This window comes from Turicibacter sp. T129 (assembly GCF_025594975.1).
GTDB classification, from domain to species: Bacteria; Bacillota_I; Bacilli_A; order MOL361; family Turicibacteraceae; genus Turicibacter; species Turicibacter bilis.
In genome coordinates, this window is record NZ_JAMQUU010000018.1 from 13,588 (window position 1) to 31,787 (window position 18,200).

Genomic DNA, 18,200 nt, shown 5'->3' on the forward strand with positions numbered 1-18,200 from the left:
GATAATAAATGACAAAGGTAAAAGATATCTTAGGGGATTTAAATACGTATCAAAAAATTGTTCAGTTAACGGCCGGTATTATCGATCCCGAAATTGACCGATTTTTGGAGATTTTAAAACCTTACCGTTCGTTAAGTTTAGATGAGTTTGAAAAGAAAATAAGTGGGGATAAAAAGAAAAAATCTAGGTCTTCTCTTCGTGATGATGCGTTACGAATTGGAGAACTATATTATCAAAGGAAAACAATTGGAGGAGTGGCTGAGGAAGAACAGAGTATTATTACGAGTTACTTAAATTCAGCTGACAATAAAATTGTTTTATCAGTATTAGAAATTCCATTTGATGATTCATATGAGAAGATTAATCAATTAACTGATAGCCAATTAACGTCTAATCAACTCTATTTCTTAGGAATGGCCTTATTAAATATTAAATTAAAAGGTAGTTCAAAAGCTATACAGAAGAAAAATTTATTAGATATGCTTTGGAGTGCTATTGAAAATCAAAAAATGAATGAGATTTATGAGAGTGAGTTGTAGGGAAGAGTTTTAGTTAGGTTTAGGGGGATGTTAGGTGAGGGTGGTTTGGAGTATTTTAGTTTGTTTGTGTTTAGTGGGATGTATGAATCCTAAAAATAAGGCGATTGGCGTTTATGATACAAGTCAGTTACCTAGTGATTTTGGTGGTGGAGAAGCTTACGAAATTGGTATGAATCAAGATGGAAAGCCGGTATTTGTTAATCCAGATGCAGCTTTTAAACAAATCGTAACTGATTATAAAGATGGCTTTAAAGCCATCCAAAAAGAGTACTATTTATTTCCTATCACAAAGTTAACGTGGCGACGGTATGGTTATTATGGCTGGCAGTTAACCCATGAGGATGAAGAAATTATTGATCAAGGCTATGAAATATCCCGCTTCTTTGAAATATATAAAAATAGTTTTTAAGGTTCCTATCGTTAGGGACTTTTTTTATTATTTTATCCATCAAACAAAGAGTGTGATTTAAGTTTAGTTCTTCAAATACTCTGATATTAAGATTTTCTATAGAAAATTTCTCATGACTTATCTCATAAAAGGCCATGAAATAAGAGAACTGGTGGCGATAAAAAGGACAATTATTCATTTGAAATAAAGAGCAAGAGTTTTTAAGTAAAGGATTAAATTTTATCAATAGCCGAAGCTACTCCTAATTCTTTATTAAGTAAGTTAATGCCTCAGGGGGAAACAAACCTCTGCAAGGATTAATAAAGTAAAGTGTTCATGATTTCATCGCCATATTGTGAAAAAATAACTAACATTAATAGAAATGTAAAGATAATGATAACATTTAAGAATTGATAAGTCATTGATTTAATGAAACTAGGTTTTTCATCTAAATGAATGGATTTGATAGTTAAATAGATATTATTAAAAAAAGCAAATAGTAGACTTGTCATAATAATGCTTAATACGAGTAACTTTATGTACATGTTATATCTCCCTTTCATCTTTTCTGATAACGATAGTATAGCCTTTATTGTTGGTGAAAGTGAGTGATAGTCGTATAATTTTATTGAATTTAAATTATTACTCTATTATTGAAAAAAACTTAGCTACCTACCATTGAATTTTTTTGGATGGATGTATTATCAGCTATTGATTGGAAATAACAGATGTTAAAAAGGAGTATGGTGAGATGAAGGCAGTTCTATTTGATGTGGATGATACGTTATATGATCAGGTGATTCCTTTTCAAAAGGCGTATGAAGAATTATTTAAAGGGAGTTTTGAACTTTCAATTGAAGAGTTATATAAACGAAGTCGTTATTATAGTGATGAAGTGTTTGAAGCTACTCAGCGTGGAGAAATGTCGATGGAGGCCATGTATATTTATCGTGTACAAAAAGCCTTTGAGAGTTTTGGTATAAGTGTCACAGATGATGAAGCATTAGAGTTTCAACGACTTTATGCAGGTAATCAAAAGAAATTAGAAATTTCTGAAACGATGCGAACAATCATTGAACTCTGTCAAAAACATGAGATTATGATGGGGGTTATTACAAATGGACCTTCACAGCATCAATGGAATAAAGTGAAGGCATTGAAGGTAATGGAGTTTATTCGAGAGGAATATATTTTCGTCTCAGGAGATATTGGAGTTGCTAAACCGCAGATTGGAATCTTTCAGCATGTAGAAAAAATAATGAACCTTAATCCAGAGGAGACATTATTTATTGGAGATACGTTTCAGAGTGATATTATAGGTGCCAAGGGAGCTGGTTGGAAAGCTATTTGGTTAAACCGCCACCATGCAGAGCATCCAGAAGGGAATATTCAAGCGGATTATTGTATCAATAATGAAGCAGAGCTTTATAAATTAGTGTTAAACTTTATAACTAATGAAGCTATCTAATATAGATAGCTTTTTTTGTCGAGTGACTTCTATTCTTTCATTTACTTTCTATAATTGAAAAGAGGATGAGAGGAGGAACGAGATGAAACTTAAAGAGAAGATGGTAGCTGTCCCTATTATTAAACATCCAATGGTTTATTTGTTGCTTGTCTTAGTTTTTCTGGCGATGTTAAGGACGCCAATTTTATCTGTTTTTTCAAGACCAGAAATGATTTTAATGATATACTTAGGGATATTTTTAATTTTTTCAGTGACAGTTGGATTCAAAGAAATTGGACCTTTCTATAATAAGGGAGGCGGAATCATCAATTTAATTGGAATAACAGGGGCTGTTTATGTCTGTGGGATTTTAGCGGAAAGTTTTACAGGATATTTCTTATCAGCAAATGACCCTCAATTATTGAATCAATATACCTTTCATTTATCTGGGCCATATGTCTTGAATCAGTTAGCACGATATTCACTTGTCGGAATTGGAGAGGAAATTTTTAAATTATGTGTGTTTTTTATCCTGTATTGGCTTGGGGTTAAAGTTAGTAAACATAAGCTTGGTTCATGTATCATTTCCGTGATTGTGACGAGTTTTTTCTTTGGGCTTTTACATAGTAATTATAATTATGATCAGTGGTTGAATATTACATTGATTATTGGAGTGGGGGCACTTGTTTATTTTTATTTTCTATTTAAGTATCAGACGATTGTGCCATTAATGATTGCTCATGGATTACAAGATTTTTTGGTCTCACTGGAGCATACGGAAGAGTTAACAGGAATTTATTCATTGTTTTTAGTGGGACTCATTTTAATTTGGTTTATTGCTCGATTTGGATTTGGGATTAAAGTAAAGACGGAAAGATGACTTGGTCATCTTTTTTTGATGGAATTTTTTATACATTTTCATTGTTGTGATTTAAGTTTGATTTAAGGTTGGGAGTTTATAGTAATAACGAAGAGATGAGAAGTTAATACACAAGGAGGAAATAAGAATGTATGTATTGAAAAATGCATTGAAGAGTGTTTCACGCTCCATGGGAAGAAATATTTTAATTGGAATTATTGTTTTAGTCATTTCAATTTCATGTTGTATCGGGCTATCTATTCGCCAAGCTGCGGAAAGTGCAAGAACACAGACGTTAGATTCAATGAGTGTTACTGCTCAAATTTCAGTCGATCGTCAAGCGATGATGCAGCAAATGATGAATAATGGTAATGGTGAAGGTAGATTTGATAAATCAGCATTTACTCAGGTTTCAAGTTTATCAATTGATGAGATGCAAATTTATGCCGAAGCGGATTCGGTTAAATCGTTCTATTATACATCAACGATTTCATTAAATGGAACAGATGAATTTGAAGCTATCTCAACGACAAGTTCAAGTTCTGAATCATCGATAGATTCGATGATGGGGAAAGCTGGTATGGAAATGCCAGGAATGGATAGTGGAAAAGGTGGCGGATTCCAAAAAGGTGGAATGGGTGTACAAGGTGATTTCACGATTATTGGATATAGTTCAGATGAAGCGATGACAGACTTTGTAGCAGGAACTTCAACGTTAATAGATGGAAAAATGTTTGAAGAAGGAACAGAGTTATTAGATTGTGTGATTTCAGATGAATTAGCTATTTATAATGATTTAGCTGTAGGAGATACGATTACAGTAGTCAATCCAAATCATGAAGAGGAAACTTATACGTTAAACGTTGTTGGAATTTATAATAACAGTCAATCAACCACTTCAAGTAGTGAAGTGATGCAAGGATTCTCAGCAGCTAGTGATCCAGCGAATCGTATTTATATGAGTTACAACGCTGTTCAGGCGATTGCTAAAGCTTCAGAAGAAGGGGCAGTTGTTTCAACTGATGAAACAACGGGTATGGAAACAACAACGGCTATTCCATCTCAAGTTTCAGGAACATATGTCTTTGCAAATGTTGATGAATATTATACGTTTGAATCAGAAGTACGCGATTTAGGATTAGATGAAACCTATACCGTTTCATCAACTGATTTAGCAGCTTATGAACAAAGTTTATTACCATTAGAAAACTTAAGTCAAATGGCGGGTTATTTCTTAGCCGTTGTGTTTGGAATTGGCGCAATCATTTTAGTGGTTTTAAATATTTTTAATGTTCGTGAACGTAAGTATGAAATTGGAGTTTTAACTGCCATTGGAATGAAAAAAGGGAAAGTTGCGATGCAATTTTTAGTGGAAAGTTTTGTAGTCACATTAGTAGCGTTAGTGATTGGAGCAGGAATTGGGGCGATGTCATCCGTTCCAGTAACAAATACATTATTAGCTTCTCAAATTGAAGCTCAAAGTAATAATATGATGCAAACTGAGGCTTCATTTGGTCGTCCAACATCAGGAGCGATGGGAGGGATGACTGGAATCATTGGTGGTAAAGGGCAGGCGATGGCAGCTGTTGATTATATTTCAAACGTTACGTCAGCCACTGATTTCACGGTATTAATGCAGTTACTAGGAATCGGTATTGTCTTAACGTTAGTTGCAAGTGTTGTTTCGATTATTTTCATTACACGTTATGAACCGTTAAGAATTTTATCAAATCGTGACTAAGGAGTGAGAAGGATGTCAGTTTTAAAGCTTGAGAATATTAGTTTCACTTATGATAAAAAACCAATTTTTAAAAATCTAAACTTGCAGTTTGAAAAAGGAAAAGTTTATGCCATTGTTGGAAAGTCGGGAACTGGGAAAACAACGCTATTATCAGTGCTTTCAGGTTTAGCCGCTCCCACATCAGGAAACGTTTATTATAAAGGCCAAGATGTGGAGAAAATGAATAAGTATGACTTTCGTAGTAAATATGTTGGTGTTGTTTTTCAAAGCTTCAATCTATTAACAAAATTTACAGCTTTTGAGAATGTCAGTTTATCAATGGATATTGCAAACTTTAATGTGAATGATAAGAAACAATATGTGTATGATTTATTAGAAAGTGTTGGATTAGATAGAGAACAGGCTAATAGTCGTATTTTAAAACTATCTGGAGGGCAGCAACAACGTGTCGCCATTGCACGTGCTTTATCTTATCAACCAGAAGTCATTTTAGCAGATGAACCGACTGGAAACTTAGATGGAGAAACAGAGGCTGAAATTATTAAAATTCTAAGGGATTTAGCAAACCAAGGAAAATGTGTCATCATTGTTACTCATACTCCAGCAGTTGCTAAAGCGGCTGATCATATTTATGACTTGTCAAAATTAAAAAATGCAAAATAATAAAAAGAGACGTCTATCATTGAATGGACGTCTCTTTTTGAGTTTAATTGCCGTTAAAGATAAATGAATGGTGTCGATAAAAAATCAATGAGGGTCAAGTTGTTTGATATGTGAAAAGCTCTTGCTTTTTGAGAACATAAAAAGAGAAGTCATATCTAATTTGTTAGATGACTTCTCTTTAAAAAGTTTTTATTTAGGAAGGGTTATCCCCATACTTCTTCTGCAATTTCTCTTACTAAGTTAATTTTTTTCCATTGTTCTTCTTCAGTTAAAATATTACCTTCTTCCGTTGAAGCAAATCCACATTGAGTACTTAAGCATAATCTTTCTAATGGAACGTATTGTGATGCTTCTTTGATTCGGGCAATAATTGTTGATTTATCTTCAAGTGTTGGATATTTAGAGGTAATCAGACCAAGAACAACGAGTTTTTCTTCTGATACTTCTTTTAATGGTCCGAAATCTCCAGAACGATCATTATCAAATTCTAGGTAATATCCATGTACGTTTTCTTTTCCGAATAATGTTTTAGATACTGGTCCGTATCCTCCGCTACTTGCCCATGTTGAGTGATAGTTTCCTCGACAGACATGCGTTGTTACTACAAGGTCAGCTGGTAAATTGGCAATCGCCTCATTATTTAGTTTTACGTAAAGCTGTTGTAATTGTTCTAAACCACCTGCAGCATCTGCAAAATATTTTGCGAAATTACTATCACAAAGCATTCCCCATGTACAGTCATCTAATTGTAGATGACGGCAGCCTTCATTATATAATGCAAGAATAAAGTCATGGTAAGCTTGTGTTAAATCAGTGTAAAGTTCCTCGCGATTTGGATAAATACGGTTAAGGTGTTCTTCATTATCTGCTCGAACTAATTCGGCAAAAATTTGTGAAGGTGCAGGAATGGTTTGTTTAACAAGTGCGCGGTCACCAACCACTTCTTTTAAAAATTTAAAGTGATCGATGAATGGATGGTGTGTAAATTTAATTTTACCACAAACTCTTGCAGAGTCTGGACGTGTTTCTTCTCCGTGGAAAATATATCCTTGATCCATTACGTTATGCTCAATTCCATCAAATCCCCACATGAAATCAAGGTGCCAATAGCTACGTCGGAACTCTCCGTCTGTTACTGATTTTAATCCCGCTTCAAGTTGTTTTTCCACTAAGTTACGAATACAAGCATCTTCAACTTCTGTAAGTTGTGCTGCACTAATCTCATTTTTTGCAAAAGCTTCACGCGCTGATTTTAACGTTTCTGGACGAAGAAAGCTCCCTACAATATCATATCGAAATGGTGCATGTTTTCTTTGTGTTAATGTATTCCCCATATTTTATCCCCCTTGTGATTTGTTATGAGATTAATTTATCACAAAAGGTTGGTTATGTGTTAATACTAATAAATAATGGTGACATATAGATAAAAACTATACCAAAGATTGATAATGTACAATGTAAAGGCGTAAATGTTCTAAATATCGTTCACTCATTTCACTTAATGGATGATCCGTTGGATGGATATATCCAATCTCCATCATTTCATCGCTTTGAAGTGGAATGGATACAATTTCTGTTCCATTTAAGTCACTACTTAAAATACCCGAAGAAATCGTATAACCATTTAACCCGATTAACAGATTAAATAAAGTGGCTCGATCGGAGACGATGATATTTTTAGGACTTTCTATCGTACTGTGTAGCTCCTCAGAAAAATAGAAGGAGTTATTGATTCCCTGTTCATACGTAAGTCGTGGGAATTCTTTTAAGTCTTCTAACATCACTTTTTTACGCGTTGCAAGAGGGTTGTTTCGACTGACAAATACATGTGGTTTTGCTGTGAAAAGAGGGACAAATTGCATCTCATCGTTTTGTAAAATTCGTTGAATCACTTCACGGTTAAAATGGCTTAAAAAAATAATTCCTAGCTCACTTCTTTTCGTACGGACATCTTCGATAATATCAAAGGTTCGCGATTCACGTAGTGAAAACTCGTATTTATTTTCCCCATATTCTTTGACTAACGCAACGAAAGCATTCACGACAAAGGCGTAGTGTTGTGATGAGATAGCAAATACTCGTCTAGCAGGTGTTTTGAACTTATATTTCTGTTCTAACAATTCCGCCTGCTCAACGACTTGCCTTGCGTAAGATAGAAATTTAATGCCATCTTCTGATAAATATACTCCCCGATTATTTCGATAGAAAATGGTAATTCCCATTTCTTTTTCAAGATCGGCAATTGCTTTTGAAAGGCTAGGTTGTGTAATATATAGCTTTTGTGCGGCCGAGCTAATTGAACCGGATTGCACCACTTGAATAATATATTTTAGCTGTTGTAAAGTCATATCTTTTCTCCCAATTCAAATTATTATTCTATATTTTACCATAAAGCGATTGTGCCGCCAATTCACTGTCAAATGATGAAGTATTCTATAGATGAAAAGACAATACCATATCATAAATGATTTGAGTGGGCTCTTATATAAAAGTTTTTACTGTTAACTAATAGTTGATTTTATCAATGAAAGTCTACGTTTACTCTATTGAGAATATAAGGTAATAGGTTTACAATAAACTTATGAGGTGATCCGATGAAAGAAATTAATATTGCTAAGATGATTACAACGAAGCGAAAAGAAAAGAAGATAACGCAAGATGAATTAGCAAAATATTTAGGTGTTTCTAAAGCGGCAATCTCTAAATGGGAAACCGGTCAGAGTTATCCCGATATTACATTTTTACCGATTTTAGCCTCATATTTTAATGTCAGTATTGATGAGTTAATAGGTTATGATCCTCAAATGATGAAGGAGGAGATTAAATCTTTGTATCAACGACTTTGTCATGATTTTACGACTCGACCATTTAATGACGTCATTGAGGAATGTCAGGATATCATTCGAAAGTATTATTCGTGTTTTCCTTTATTATTTCAAATGGGCGTTTTAATCATTAATCATAGTATGTTAGATGCTAATCAAACACAAAAATTAAATGAGCAAGCTAAATCGTTATTTGAACGGGTGAAGTTAAATAGTGAGGATGTTGATTTGGCGAAGCAGGCGCAAATGGTTGAGGCGTATTGTTGCTTGCTGTTAAATGAACCACAAGAAGCTTTAGTGTTATTAGAAGGAAGCCAAAAACCTCAACTATCAGGGGAAGTGTTACAGGCAACTGCCTATCAAATGCTTGGACAACTAGACGAGGCTAAAGCGGCTTTACAAATTTCTCTGTTTAAAAGTTTAATTTCGATTGTCGAAGCTTTTCCGATGTTATTGTCATTAGGTGGAGCGGATCAATTTGAAGAGACGGTTTCAAGATTTATGAAGTTAGAAGAGACTTTTGAATTGCGGAAGTTAAATCCTTATGTTGTTATACCCATTTTATTAGTGGTGGCACAAGGGTATGTCCAACTTGGAAAAGTGGAAAAGGCACTTGATTACTTAGATGATTATTCAAAGTTATGTACCTATGATTTTTATCCTCTTAAATTTAGAGGCACGCCATTTTTTGATATGATTGAAGATTGGTATGAAACATTTGATCTTGGAAATATCGTGCCACGTGATGAAGTGTTACTCAAAAAAAGCATGAAAGATGCGTTATTACAAAATCCAGTTTTCACGGTATTGCATGAAAATGAACGCTTTATCCATTTAGTAAATCGATTAGGAGAGTGAAGTAGATGTTAATTGTGACAACAGAAAATATCGTAGGAAAAGAAATTTTAGAAGTGAAGGGATTAGTACGTGGAAGTACGGTTCGTTCGAAACATTTAGGAAATGATATTGCAGCAGCTTTTAAAAACTTAGCGGGTGGGGAATTAAATAGCTATAACGATATGCTGACAGAAGCGCGTCAAATTGCGATTGGACGAATGGTTGAAGATGCTGAGGCAAAAGGAGCAAATGCGATTGTTGGGATGCGATTAATGTCATCGTCGGTGATGAGTGGAGCAGCTGAGATGGTCGCTTACGGAACAGCTGTGGTCATTAATGATTAAATTGATTATTGGGTGGTATGTCATTAATCTCATTTTCTTTATTATTTTTTTAAGTATTAAGGTTATCGAACGTAAAAAAGAGAAACGAGAAGAACAGAAGAAAGATTATCGAGAATATTAAAAAGCTGAGTTAAACCCTCAGCTTTTTAATATTGGTTGTATTCAAGAATGTATTTCATGTATTATTCTCCGACATTTTATCAAAGGCTAGGTTATAGGGGACGTAACTGGTGGCGTTTAAATCGAAAGTGGATTGAGTTATTAGCCAGTATAATTGTTGGAATTAGTCTTTATTATTTAGCGATCATTGAATAAAGTCTTTTTATTTTCCCAAAATAAAGTCACTGGAAAGGATGTGATTTTATGAAGGATTTGAATGAGGGGAAAGTTCAACAATGGATGGGCTATATTATGATAGGGTGTTTTTGTTGGATTACTTATTTTAATTTTCAAGTTTTTTTCTTAAAAATTGTAGATATGTTTGCAGCATTGCCTTTTTGGTGGTTTTTAATCGTTCTTCCTTTATTTGCGATGTCGGTTGTTTGGTCGATTAGTTTAGGTGAACAGGAGATTAAAGCGTTAGAAGAACAGGTACAAAAGAATCAACAAATGATGGCACAACGAGAGCGTTGTTTACGTTTAATTCATTATGATGTGCAACAAATTCCACCGCTTCAGTTTGAATATTATTGTGCTGATTTATTACGGTTACTCGGTTATCAGGAAGTAAAGGTGACGAAGTCCAAAAGAATTAGTGCCCTGACATCTGAGGGGAATCGTGTGTATATTGGGTGTAAGCAAAAAAAGTCAGATGATCTAATTGAACAACATATGCTTGAAAACTTTCATTCAGTGATGATTCGTGATGAAGTGAGTGAAGGGATATTTATAACCACTTCTTCTTTCTCACAACAGGCCATAGAATGGGTAAAAGAATGTAAGATTACGTGTATTGATGGGAATACATTGAGTGAACTAATTTTATTTGCAACCCGTGAAAGCCGAGAACAGTTAAAGAAATATAGCTTAAGAGAGTAGTTTGTATCGATTTCGGTAAACCTTTGGTGTGACTCCTGTTACTTTTTTAAAAGTTTTCGTAAAGTAGCTTTGATCAGTAAAGTGAAGAAGACTGGAAATTTCAAGGATTGTATGGTTTGAAAGAATCAGAAGGCGTTTAGCTTCTTCTATTTTTTCCTGCATAATAAACTCACTGATCGTCATATTCATTTCCTTTTTAAATAATCGTGAAAGGTAACTTGGATTGAAATGTAATGCTTCACAAATATCGGTCAAGGAAATATTCTCATAGAGATTTTTAGCAATATAAAAAATAGCATCCGAAACTGGGCGAGAGGTTTCAGTTATATTAATTTGGTTTATTCGCGAAGTTAAGTCAATTAAACAGGTCATTTTTAATTGATTGAGTTGATGGATATCAGTTGTTTTTTGTATTTTGTCTAAATAGTAAGTATTAATTTTATAAGCTAAGGCAGTAGGTAAACCTCCCGTCATCGCAGCACGAGAAGCAAGAATAAGTAAGGTGATTACCATCGTTTTCATGGCTTGAATTGGGTCTTCGTTAAGATGATTGATTGCTGCTTCGGTCGGTGTAAGTTTATCAATAATTTTTATTAACTCCGCTGTATTTCCATGCTTTACGTAAGAAAGTAGTTCGCGTTCGTAATGTAGCGGGACGAAAGGTTCATGAATTTGGTCATCGATTCGAATATGAGTAAAGTCACTTTGAAGTTTATTTTCCATTTGCTCAATTAGCTGTTCATCATAAAAGTTTTCTTTAAGAACTTCTTCAAACGTTAGCGGTTCATGATAAATTAAATTATGAATGAGCATCGCTTGATGAATCAATTGATTGAGTGATATTTTTTTATAGCTAATAGGCCCAACGATGAATGTTCCAATCAGTTCACTTTCCTTTATATAGCTTATAAACATGTAAATTTCATCTAATGAATAAAGTTTAATTTGTGGAGTGGTATATATCTTAGTTAAATCAAGCTGATTAAGAACATAATCATCGATTATAAGATCTGAAAAAAGATTTTCTTGTTTACAATTTAGAATGGAAATTGGTAAGTTAGAGGTTTGTTCAATGAGATTTTTAATGTAAGCGATTCGGTTTAATTCTGTGTCAAAATGAGTCATACTTTAACCTCCTGATGTCAAAATTTTTATAAAAAAGTCATTATAATACTAAAAATGTTTAAGGATACATGATAATATTATTCAGGTTCAAATGCAAGTCATTTGGCTTTTTTTATGACAATTAATCATACTGCTTATTTTTATGAGGAGTATTAAGATAGGGAGGTTATATAGATGATGCAAGATAATGTCTTAGGAACTGAAAAGATTTCTAAGTTATTTATTAAATTCTCGATTCCAGCGATTTTATCATTAACGATTGCTGGGGTTCAAACAATGGTTGATGGGATTTTCTTAGGAAACTTTGTTGGAACGAATGCGATGGCTAGTGTTAATATTGCAGCGCCATTTATGCAGTTAATGATTGGGATGAACTTAATCATTGGAATTGGTGGGGCAAGTTATATTGGGCGTAGTTTAGGTGAAGGTCAAGTTAAGCGCGCGCAAGATATTTTTAAATCTGCCTGCCTGTTCATGATTGGTTTATCAATTGTGATTTTAGTTTTAGGATTTACATTTAGTCATCAATTAGCATCATTTTTAGGTGCAAATGATGTGTTGCTTGCTGATTCATCAACGTATATTAAGATTTTAGCGTTATTTGCTCCATTTATCGGACTTTCGTTTATTTTAGGGGTATTTGTTCGTTGTATTGGAAAGCCGAATGTTTATTTAATCAGTTCAGTTGCAAGTCTATTTGCAAATATTATCTTAAATTATGTGTTGATTAAGCAGTTAAAGTTAGGGATTGTTGGGGCACCGATTGCAACAGGATTATCGTTCACAACATCATTCTTAATTGCGGCTATTCCATTTATTAAGAAGAGTGCTGTGTTAAATTTCTTTACAGGGAAATTCAACTGGAAGTTAACAGGACAGTTATTATATAATGGATCATCAGAAGGTGTATCATCATTAGCAACGGCTATTTCAACCTTTGTGTTTAATATGGCGTTTATGAGAATTGCTGGAGAAGTTGGAGTTTCGGCGTTTACAGCGATTGGTTACATTTCATTATTCGCGTCATTAATTGTGTGTGGAGTTTCAGCAGGAATTGGTCCAGTTATTTCTTATAACTACGGTGCGCAGCTACATGATCGTGTGAAGCAAATGATGAATATTTCTTGTAAGATGGCTATGATCATGGGGACATCTTTAGTCGTATTAATCTTCTTATTCGGGAAGTATTTAATTATGATGTTCGTGAGTGATAATGAAGCTGTATTAGATTTAGCATTACACGGTTCGAAAATTTATGCCTTTACGTTCTTCTTTAATGGATTGAACATTTTATTCTCAGGGTATTTTACGTCAATTGGTGATGCGTTATCGTCTATTATTGTGGCTGTTTGTCGCGGTATGATTTTCATTTTATTAGGAATTAGCATCTTACCACAATTCATAGGAATTAGTGGGGTATGGATGACGGTTCCAGTTGCAGAAGTCTTAACATTATTAGTCGTTATCTTCTTATTTAAAAAAGGAAATCTAAAAAAAGCTCCTGAGTTAGTAGAAGCTTAGTAATCAAAAACCTCGTAGATTTTAGTCTACGAGGTTTTTTTGTTGTTCATTTCGATATTGTGAAGGACTCATCCCTTTATGTTTGCGAAAAATCTTTGAAAAGGCAAAGGGATCATTATAGCCCACTCCTTTAGCAACATTAGTAATTGATAAGTTTTTTCTTTTAAATTTATGTAGTCAAAATGACAAGTTTAATTGTATGTCTTTTTTAAAAGTGAGAAAGGATTTAAATTTTCGATAAAGTTTAAGCTCATGTTATTAATATTCAGATGATTAAGATTAGTTTTTATTGCTTATTGTGGTTAAGATTTTAATTATTGAAGTAAAATGGGATTTCTTGTCTTTATATGAGATGTTCTCTCAAGCTCCTACTATCACTAAAAATTTACTAAAAAATGATTGAATAAAGAAGAGGGCTATATTATAATCAATTTAGAAAACGTTATCTAAAAGAGGGAGTAACGTTGAGAGGAGAAAAAGTATGGGATTTTTAATTGATGAAAAACGATTAGTTTTTGGTGTAGAAACTGCTAAAACAACATATGCATTCGCAGTAGATAACTTAGGTTTATTACGCCATTTATACTGGGGGCCAAAGTTAAATGGTTTAGAAGATTTTGAAGTGCCTGAATTATCAGAATTATCAAGTAATGATCCAATTCTTGATTTAACAGATGAGGAGTATCCAGTTTTCGGTGGAATGCGTTATAAAGAAAACTGTTTAAAAGTAATTTTTGCTGATGGAACTCGTGATATTGAATATAAGTATGTAGGCTACACACAAACTGAAGAGGAGTTAATCATCCATTTAAAGGATGTGTACTATGACTTTGAATTCAATTTACATTATAAAACGTATGAGGAACAAGATTTAATTGAGCGTACTGTGTCTGTTAAAAATAATACACAAGCCGTTGTAGAGATTGAAAAAATTCATAGTGCTCAAATTCATATTCCTTATCAAGATTTAACACTAACATCTTCTCATGGACGTTGGTTAGCGGAGTTTCAAGAGTTTAAGCAACCATTAGGACAAGGGAAAATTATTTTAGAAAACCGTCGTGGTATTTCAACGCATAATCATAATCCGTTCTTCATTTTAGATCGTCACGCGACTGAAACTGAAGGTGAAGTGTACTTTGGGATTTTAAAATTAAGTGGGAATTTCTCAACTATTATTGAGCCACGTCCTTATGGGGGAACCTTAGTTCAAATGGGAATTAATCCTCATGATTGCTTAGTTACGTTACAACCAGGTGAAGAGTTTGTTGCGCCAGCGATGTTGTTTGGTTATACAAATGAAGGGTTTGAGGCGATGAGTCATCACATGCATGATTATGCTAAACAAAATGTGCTTCGTGAAGGTGTTCGTCCGGTTCTTTATAACTCATGGGAAGCAACTGAGTTTGACGTGCATTGTGATGAGCAAATTGCCTTAGCTAAAAAGGCGAAAGAAATGGGTGTTGAGTTATTTGTTATCGATGATGGTTGGTTTGGTGAGCGCCATAGTGATGCAGATGGTTTAGGTGACTGGTATGTGAACGAAGATAAATTCCCAGAAGGATTAAATCCGTTAATTCATGCGGTTAAGGACATGGGAATGATGTTTGGTATTTGGATTGAGCCAGAGATGGTGAACCCGCCAACACAATTATTAAAAGATCATCCAGATTGGATTTATCATTTCAAAAATCGTGTGAACGATACATCACGTAATCAGATGGTTTTAAATGTGACATTACCAGAAGTACAAGAGTTCATTTTCAATATGATTGATGACTTATTATCTAAATATGAGATTGATTATATTAAATGGGATGCTAACCGTCCGATTTCACAAACAGGGGTTTCACGTGATATGTGGATTCGTCATATTGAGGCTGTATATGACATTGCACGCCGTGTCAAAGCAAAATATCCTCATTTATTATTAGAAGCCTGTGCCTCAGGTGGTGGCCGTGTCGACTATGGAATGTTAGAGTCATCATTTGATGATTTTTGGACAAGTGATAACACGGATGCCTATGATCGCTTAACAATTCAAAATACATATTCATATGTTTATCCAATTAAAGCGATGCGTGCATGGGTAACAGACGCTAATAATCGTTCAACGATCCCATTAACATTCAAATTCCATAGTGCCATGATGGGGACATTAGGAATGGGGTGTAATATTTTAAAGTTCACTGATGAAGATATGAAGTTATCAGCAGAGTTAATTGAACAATATAAACAAATTCGTGAAGTCGTGCAAAACGGGGACTTCTATCGTTTACAACATACGTCTAGCAACAACTATTATTGCTATGAGTATGCGAATGAAACAGAAGCTGCATTATTCGTATTCTTACCACAAACACAAATCTCTCGTACTGGAGTGCGCGTGAAATTACGTGGATTAGATGCTAATGCACAATATACCTTTACATTAGCTGGAACTGAAATGAAAAAATCAGGATCATATTTAATGAACCATGGAATTGATGTGAAATTAAGCGGGGACTACGCAAGTATTATCATTAAATTTAAAAAAGCTTAATAAAATTCAAAAGAGTGTTGTTTGATGCAACACTCTTTTTTCATTAAATGAGACGGAGATGTTAATAGAATCTCGGAATAATCTGCTTAAGCAAAAGATCATTCGAATACTAGACTAAATACAATTTGAACGATTATTTTAGTATAATACTTTTTATTTATATCAATGTAAAAGGATAAAATAAGATAAAACATGGCGTAGATTGTTTTTGAATATGACCTGTTAACGTTTTAAAAATACTTTACGTAAATTAAAGTAAAGTTAATCTATTTTTTTATTAGTAAAAAAAATACTTTTTTTAGTACAATAGGTGTTGTAAAACGATTTCAAATATAGTATATTATTAGCATGAGAGGTTTGGAAACGATTGCAACTCAAGAGAGGGACGGGTTGTAAAAGTTAAAAAAGGAGAGGTTAAAATGCAACTAACTGCAAAGGCAAAGTACTCTTATGGAATAGGGGCACTAGGTAAAGACTTAGTTTACGGTATTGTTGGTACTTACTTAATGATTTATTTTACTGATACGATTGGTCTAGCACCTGCATTCGTCGGGACACTTTTCTTAATCGCACGTATTTGGGATACGGTCAATGACCCGATGATGGGGATGGTCGTTGATAATACGAGAACAAAATGGGGGAAATTTAGACCATGGATTTTAATAGGTACGATTATTAATGCTATCGTATTATTCTTCTTATTCAAAAAACCAGATTTAGATGGATTACCATTATATGCATATTTCTCAGTGATGTATATTTTATGGGGAATGACTTACACAATTATGGATATTCCTTATTGGTCAATGATTCCATCTTTAACACAAGATAAAGCTGAACGTGAAAAAGTGGCGGTAATTCCTCGTATTTTCGCTAGTATTGGTGGATTAACAATCGGGACATTCGGTTTAACTTTCGTTGCTAAATTAGGGCAAGGGAATGATGTAAAAGGATATGAATCATTAGCATTTATTATCGCTGTTATCTTCATCGTTTCTTCTTTAATAACATGTATTAATGTCAAAGAGCCTTCAACAAAAACAGCAGATAAAACAACAAAAAAAGCTGAGCGTGTGACATTAAAACAAACATTTAAAATTATTGGTCAAAATGATCAATTAAAAGTGTTCATCGGTGTTGTTTTATGTATGAACTTAATGTTACAGCTTTTAGGTGGGATGGCGCTTTACTACTTCAAGTATGCAACAGGTAATGAAGGAATGTTTAAAATTTACAACGGATTTGCCGGGTTTGCAGAAATTGGTGGATTATTATTATTCCCAATCTTAGCTCAAAAAATTGGACGTCAAAAGTTATTCAAAGTAGGATGTTTCGTTCCTGTGATTGGATTAATTGGATTATTAGTTTCTGGAATTTGGGCTCCCGATAATGCATTATTAGTTATCTTATCTGCATTATTAGTACGTGGTGGAGGCGGATTCGTCTTAGCTTCTACAACAGTTATGTTAGCTGATGTTGTTGACTATGGTGAATATAAACTTGGAACACGTAATGAAAGTATTATTTTCTCTTGTCAAACATTATTAGTAAAATCAGCATCTGCTTTCAGTGGATGGGCAATTGGTGTTGGATTACAAATGATGGGATATGTAGCGAACCAAGAGCAATCTGCTGGAACTATTATGGGAATGCGCAGTTTAATGACGATTGCACCAATTATCTTTATTGTTTTATGCTTCGCTATTTATAAAAAATACTATAAATTAAATGGTGACTTCCATGAAGAAGTTCTTAATGAATTAGAAGCTCGTAATAACTTAAAAGAATTAGAAGCTCGTCATCATTCAGGTGTTGAATTAAAGGGAGCTGCAGTGCAAGCATAGTAAATGAAATCAGCGGATTCTTATCCGCTGATTTTTTTGATTCAAGTTGTATTTCCTTATTGTATATAAGCCCCGATAAGTTTTTCATATGACAAAAAACTTTTATCTGGACTATAGGGAGCTTTCGTCTTAAATCGGTTAAGCAACTAAGAATAATTCAAAATTATAAAATACATTTCGGGCTCTATATAGATTGAGGATAGCAGCGGTGAAATTATAAAAATTACCACTGCGTATATAGTTGTTAAAGAAAAATGTGAAAATGATGGAATCGGCTCAGTTTTATTAGCAGGAAGGCTACTTCTCTCTTTGATGGGGCAACATATTGTTCCTTGGCTTTAGTTAAAAGTATTTGAGCTTTGGAATTGATAGGGAGTGTCGAAGTAATCAATGAATTCCAAATTAATAAAGTAAAATTTTATGCAAGATTCCTAGAAATTATGTATGGATTCACAACTGTTTTTCCGACATTTGAAGGAGAATTTGA

At 33.8% G+C, this 18,200-nt stretch carries 17 protein-coding genes and 1 pseudogene; 13 read left to right on the plus strand and 5 right to left on the minus strand.

The features are described 5' to 3' along the window. Positions 1-8 precede the first annotated feature (8 nt). Together NEH75_RS03390 and NEH75_RS03395 are read left to right on the plus strand one after the other, a co-directional pair. Positions 9-539 carry a hypothetical protein gene (locus tag NEH75_RS03390; RefSeq protein ID WP_055304951.1) on the plus strand — a complete coding sequence of 177 codons (531 nt, stop codon included), beginning with the start codon at positions 9-11 and terminating at the stop codon, positions 537-539. A 34-nt stretch (positions 540-573) separates the two neighbouring features. Continuing rightward, complete coding sequence (locus tag NEH75_RS03395) at positions 574-948, plus strand: hypothetical protein (RefSeq protein ID WP_055244276.1); 375 nt, start codon at positions 574-576, stop codon at positions 946-948. 296 nt (positions 949-1,244) lie between these two features. Here the strand turns inward: NEH75_RS03395 and NEH75_RS03400 are convergent, their stop codons facing one another. Then, entirely contained in the window at positions 1,245-1,472 is a 228-nt protein-coding gene (locus tag NEH75_RS03400; RefSeq protein WP_055304949.1) for a hypothetical protein, read from the minus strand. A gap of 206 nt (positions 1,473-1,678) precedes the next feature. Between NEH75_RS03400 and NEH75_RS03405 the strand changes: the two genes are divergently transcribed. The 4 genes from NEH75_RS03405 (at position 1,679) to NEH75_RS03420 (ending at position 5,637) form a co-directional block, all read left to right on the plus strand. Beyond that, positions 1,679-2,395 (plus strand): HAD family hydrolase, encoded by a 717-nt coding sequence (locus NEH75_RS03405; RefSeq protein WP_055276920.1) that lies wholly within the window; start codon positions 1,679-1,681, stop codon positions 2,393-2,395. Between the two features lie 82 nt (positions 2,396-2,477). Then, positions 2,478-3,254, plus strand: a complete 777-nt coding sequence (locus NEH75_RS03410) for a CPBP family intramembrane glutamic endopeptidase (RefSeq protein WP_055276922.1) — start codon at positions 2,478-2,480, stop codon at positions 3,252-3,254. A 127-nt stretch (positions 3,255-3,381) separates the two neighbouring features. After that, positions 3,382-4,974, plus strand: a complete 1,593-nt coding sequence (locus tag NEH75_RS03415; protein ID WP_070099777.1) for an ABC transporter permease — start codon at positions 3,382-3,384, stop codon at positions 4,972-4,974. A gap of 12 nt (positions 4,975-4,986) precedes the next feature. Then, positions 4,987-5,637, plus strand: coding sequence for an ABC transporter ATP-binding protein (locus NEH75_RS03420; protein WP_055244269.1), 651 nt, complete (start codon positions 4,987-4,989; stop codon positions 5,635-5,637). A gap of 203 nt (positions 5,638-5,840) precedes the next feature. Here the strand turns inward: NEH75_RS03420 and NEH75_RS03425 are convergent, their stop codons facing one another. Together NEH75_RS03425 and NEH75_RS03430 are read right to left on the minus strand one after the other, a co-directional pair. Continuing rightward, on the minus strand, positions 5,841-6,971 hold the full coding sequence (locus NEH75_RS03425; protein WP_055304948.1) for a 5-methyltetrahydropteroyltriglutamate--homocysteine S-methyltransferase: 1,131 nt from the start codon (positions 6,969-6,971) through the stop codon (positions 5,841-5,843). Between the two features lie 96 nt (positions 6,972-7,067). Next, positions 7,068-7,985 (minus strand): LysR family transcriptional regulator, encoded by a 918-nt coding sequence (locus NEH75_RS03430; protein WP_055304945.1) that lies wholly within the window; start codon positions 7,983-7,985, stop codon positions 7,068-7,070. A 246-nt stretch (positions 7,986-8,231) separates the two neighbouring features. On the opposite strand from NEH75_RS03430, the gene NEH75_RS03435 reads away from it, so the two are divergent. From NEH75_RS03435 to NEH75_RS03450, 4 genes are all read left to right on the plus strand, one after another. Further along, positions 8,232-9,320: a helix-turn-helix domain-containing protein gene (locus NEH75_RS03435; protein WP_055304943.1), complete on the plus strand. Its 1,089-nt coding sequence runs from the start codon at positions 8,232-8,234 to the stop codon at positions 9,318-9,320. A 5-nt stretch (positions 9,321-9,325) separates the two neighbouring features. Beyond that, a complete protein-coding gene (locus tag NEH75_RS03440) occupies positions 9,326-9,643 on the plus strand; it encodes a heavy metal-binding domain-containing protein (protein WP_055276929.1) in 318 nt (105 codons plus the stop codon). After that, the gene (locus tag NEH75_RS03445; protein ID WP_262941245.1) at positions 9,636-9,764 is read left to right on the plus strand and encodes a hypothetical protein; all 129 of its coding nucleotides are present in this window, start codon (positions 9,636-9,638) and stop codon (positions 9,762-9,764) included. Before NEH75_RS03440 ends, NEH75_RS03445 begins: the two co-directional genes overlap by 8 nt. A gap of 242 nt (positions 9,765-10,006) precedes the next feature. Further along, the gene (locus NEH75_RS03450; protein ID WP_262948542.1) at positions 10,007-10,681 is read left to right on the plus strand and encodes a restriction endonuclease; all 675 of its coding nucleotides are present in this window, start codon (positions 10,007-10,009) and stop codon (positions 10,679-10,681) included. On the opposite strand, the gene NEH75_RS03455 is transcribed toward NEH75_RS03450, so the two are convergent. Continuing rightward, entirely contained in the window at positions 10,670-11,806 is a 1,137-nt protein-coding gene (locus NEH75_RS03455; RefSeq protein WP_262948543.1) for an AraC family transcriptional regulator, read from the minus strand. The genes NEH75_RS03450 and NEH75_RS03455 overlap by 12 nt on opposite strands. 174 nt (positions 11,807-11,980) lie before the next feature. Between NEH75_RS03455 and NEH75_RS03460 the strand changes: the two genes are divergently transcribed. Further along, complete coding sequence (locus NEH75_RS03460; RefSeq protein WP_262948545.1) at positions 11,981-13,327, plus strand: MATE family efflux transporter; 1,347 nt, start codon at positions 11,981-11,983, stop codon at positions 13,325-13,327. A 21-nt stretch (positions 13,328-13,348) separates the two neighbouring features. On the opposite strand, the pseudogene NEH75_RS03465 reads toward NEH75_RS03460, so the two are convergent. Next, positions 13,349-13,477 (minus strand): annotated as a pseudogene (locus tag NEH75_RS03465) (helix-turn-helix domain-containing protein); the annotation flags it as partial. 331 nt (positions 13,478-13,808) lie between these two features. Between NEH75_RS03465 and NEH75_RS03470 the strand changes: the two are divergent. After that, on the plus strand, positions 13,809-15,869 hold the full coding sequence (locus NEH75_RS03470) for an alpha-galactosidase (protein WP_262948546.1): 2,061 nt from the start codon (positions 13,809-13,811) through the stop codon (positions 15,867-15,869). Between the two features lie 419 nt (positions 15,870-16,288). After that, on the plus strand, positions 16,289-17,713 hold the full coding sequence (gene melB / locus NEH75_RS03475; RefSeq protein ID WP_055304933.1) for a melibiose:sodium transporter MelB: 1,425 nt from the start codon (positions 16,289-16,291) through the stop codon (positions 17,711-17,713). Positions 17,714-18,200: the final 487 nt, after the last annotated feature.

Bases quoted from the DNA above. Each gene is read 5' to 3' on its own strand.
- NEH75_RS03390 (WP_055304951.1), top strand. From the start codon at position 9: ATGACAAAGGTAAAAGATATCTTAGGGGATTTAAATACGTATCAAAAA.
- NEH75_RS03400 (WP_055304949.1), bottom strand. From the start codon at position 1,472: ATGTACATAAAGTTACTCGTATTAAGCATTATTATGACAAGTCTACTA.
- NEH75_RS03405 (WP_055276920.1), top strand. From the start codon at position 1,679: ATGAAGGCAGTTCTATTTGATGTGGATGATACGTTATATGATCAGGTG.
- NEH75_RS03410 (WP_055276922.1), top strand. From the start codon at position 2,478: ATGAAACTTAAAGAGAAGATGGTAGCTGTCCCTATTATTAAACATCCA.
- NEH75_RS03415 (WP_070099777.1), top strand. From the start codon at position 3,382: ATGTATGTATTGAAAAATGCATTGAAGAGTGTTTCACGCTCCATGGGA.
- NEH75_RS03420 (WP_055244269.1), top strand. From the start codon at position 4,987: ATGTCAGTTTTAAAGCTTGAGAATATTAGTTTCACTTATGATAAAAAA.
- NEH75_RS03425 (WP_055304948.1), bottom strand. From the start codon at position 6,971: ATGGGGAATACATTAACACAAAGAAAACATGCACCATTTCGATATGAT.
- NEH75_RS03430 (WP_055304945.1), bottom strand. From the start codon at position 7,985: ATGACTTTACAACAGCTAAAATATATTATTCAAGTGGTGCAATCCGGT.
- NEH75_RS03435 (WP_055304943.1), top strand. From the start codon at position 8,232: ATGAAAGAAATTAATATTGCTAAGATGATTACAACGAAGCGAAAAGAA.
- NEH75_RS03440 (WP_055276929.1), top strand. From the start codon at position 9,326: ATGTTAATTGTGACAACAGAAAATATCGTAGGAAAAGAAATTTTAGAA.
- NEH75_RS03445 (WP_262941245.1), top strand. From the start codon at position 9,636: ATGATTAAATTGATTATTGGGTGGTATGTCATTAATCTCATTTTCTTT.
- NEH75_RS03450 (WP_262948542.1), top strand. From the start codon at position 10,007: ATGAAGGATTTGAATGAGGGGAAAGTTCAACAATGGATGGGCTATATT.
- NEH75_RS03455 (WP_262948543.1), bottom strand. From the start codon at position 11,806: ATGACTCATTTTGACACAGAATTAAACCGAATCGCTTACATTAAAAAT.
- NEH75_RS03460 (WP_262948545.1), top strand. From the start codon at position 11,981: ATGATGCAAGATAATGTCTTAGGAACTGAAAAGATTTCTAAGTTATTT.
- NEH75_RS03470 (WP_262948546.1), top strand. From the start codon at position 13,809: ATGGGATTTTTAATTGATGAAAAACGATTAGTTTTTGGTGTAGAAACT.
- melB (WP_055304933.1), top strand. From the start codon at position 16,289: ATGCAACTAACTGCAAAGGCAAAGTACTCTTATGGAATAGGGGCACTA.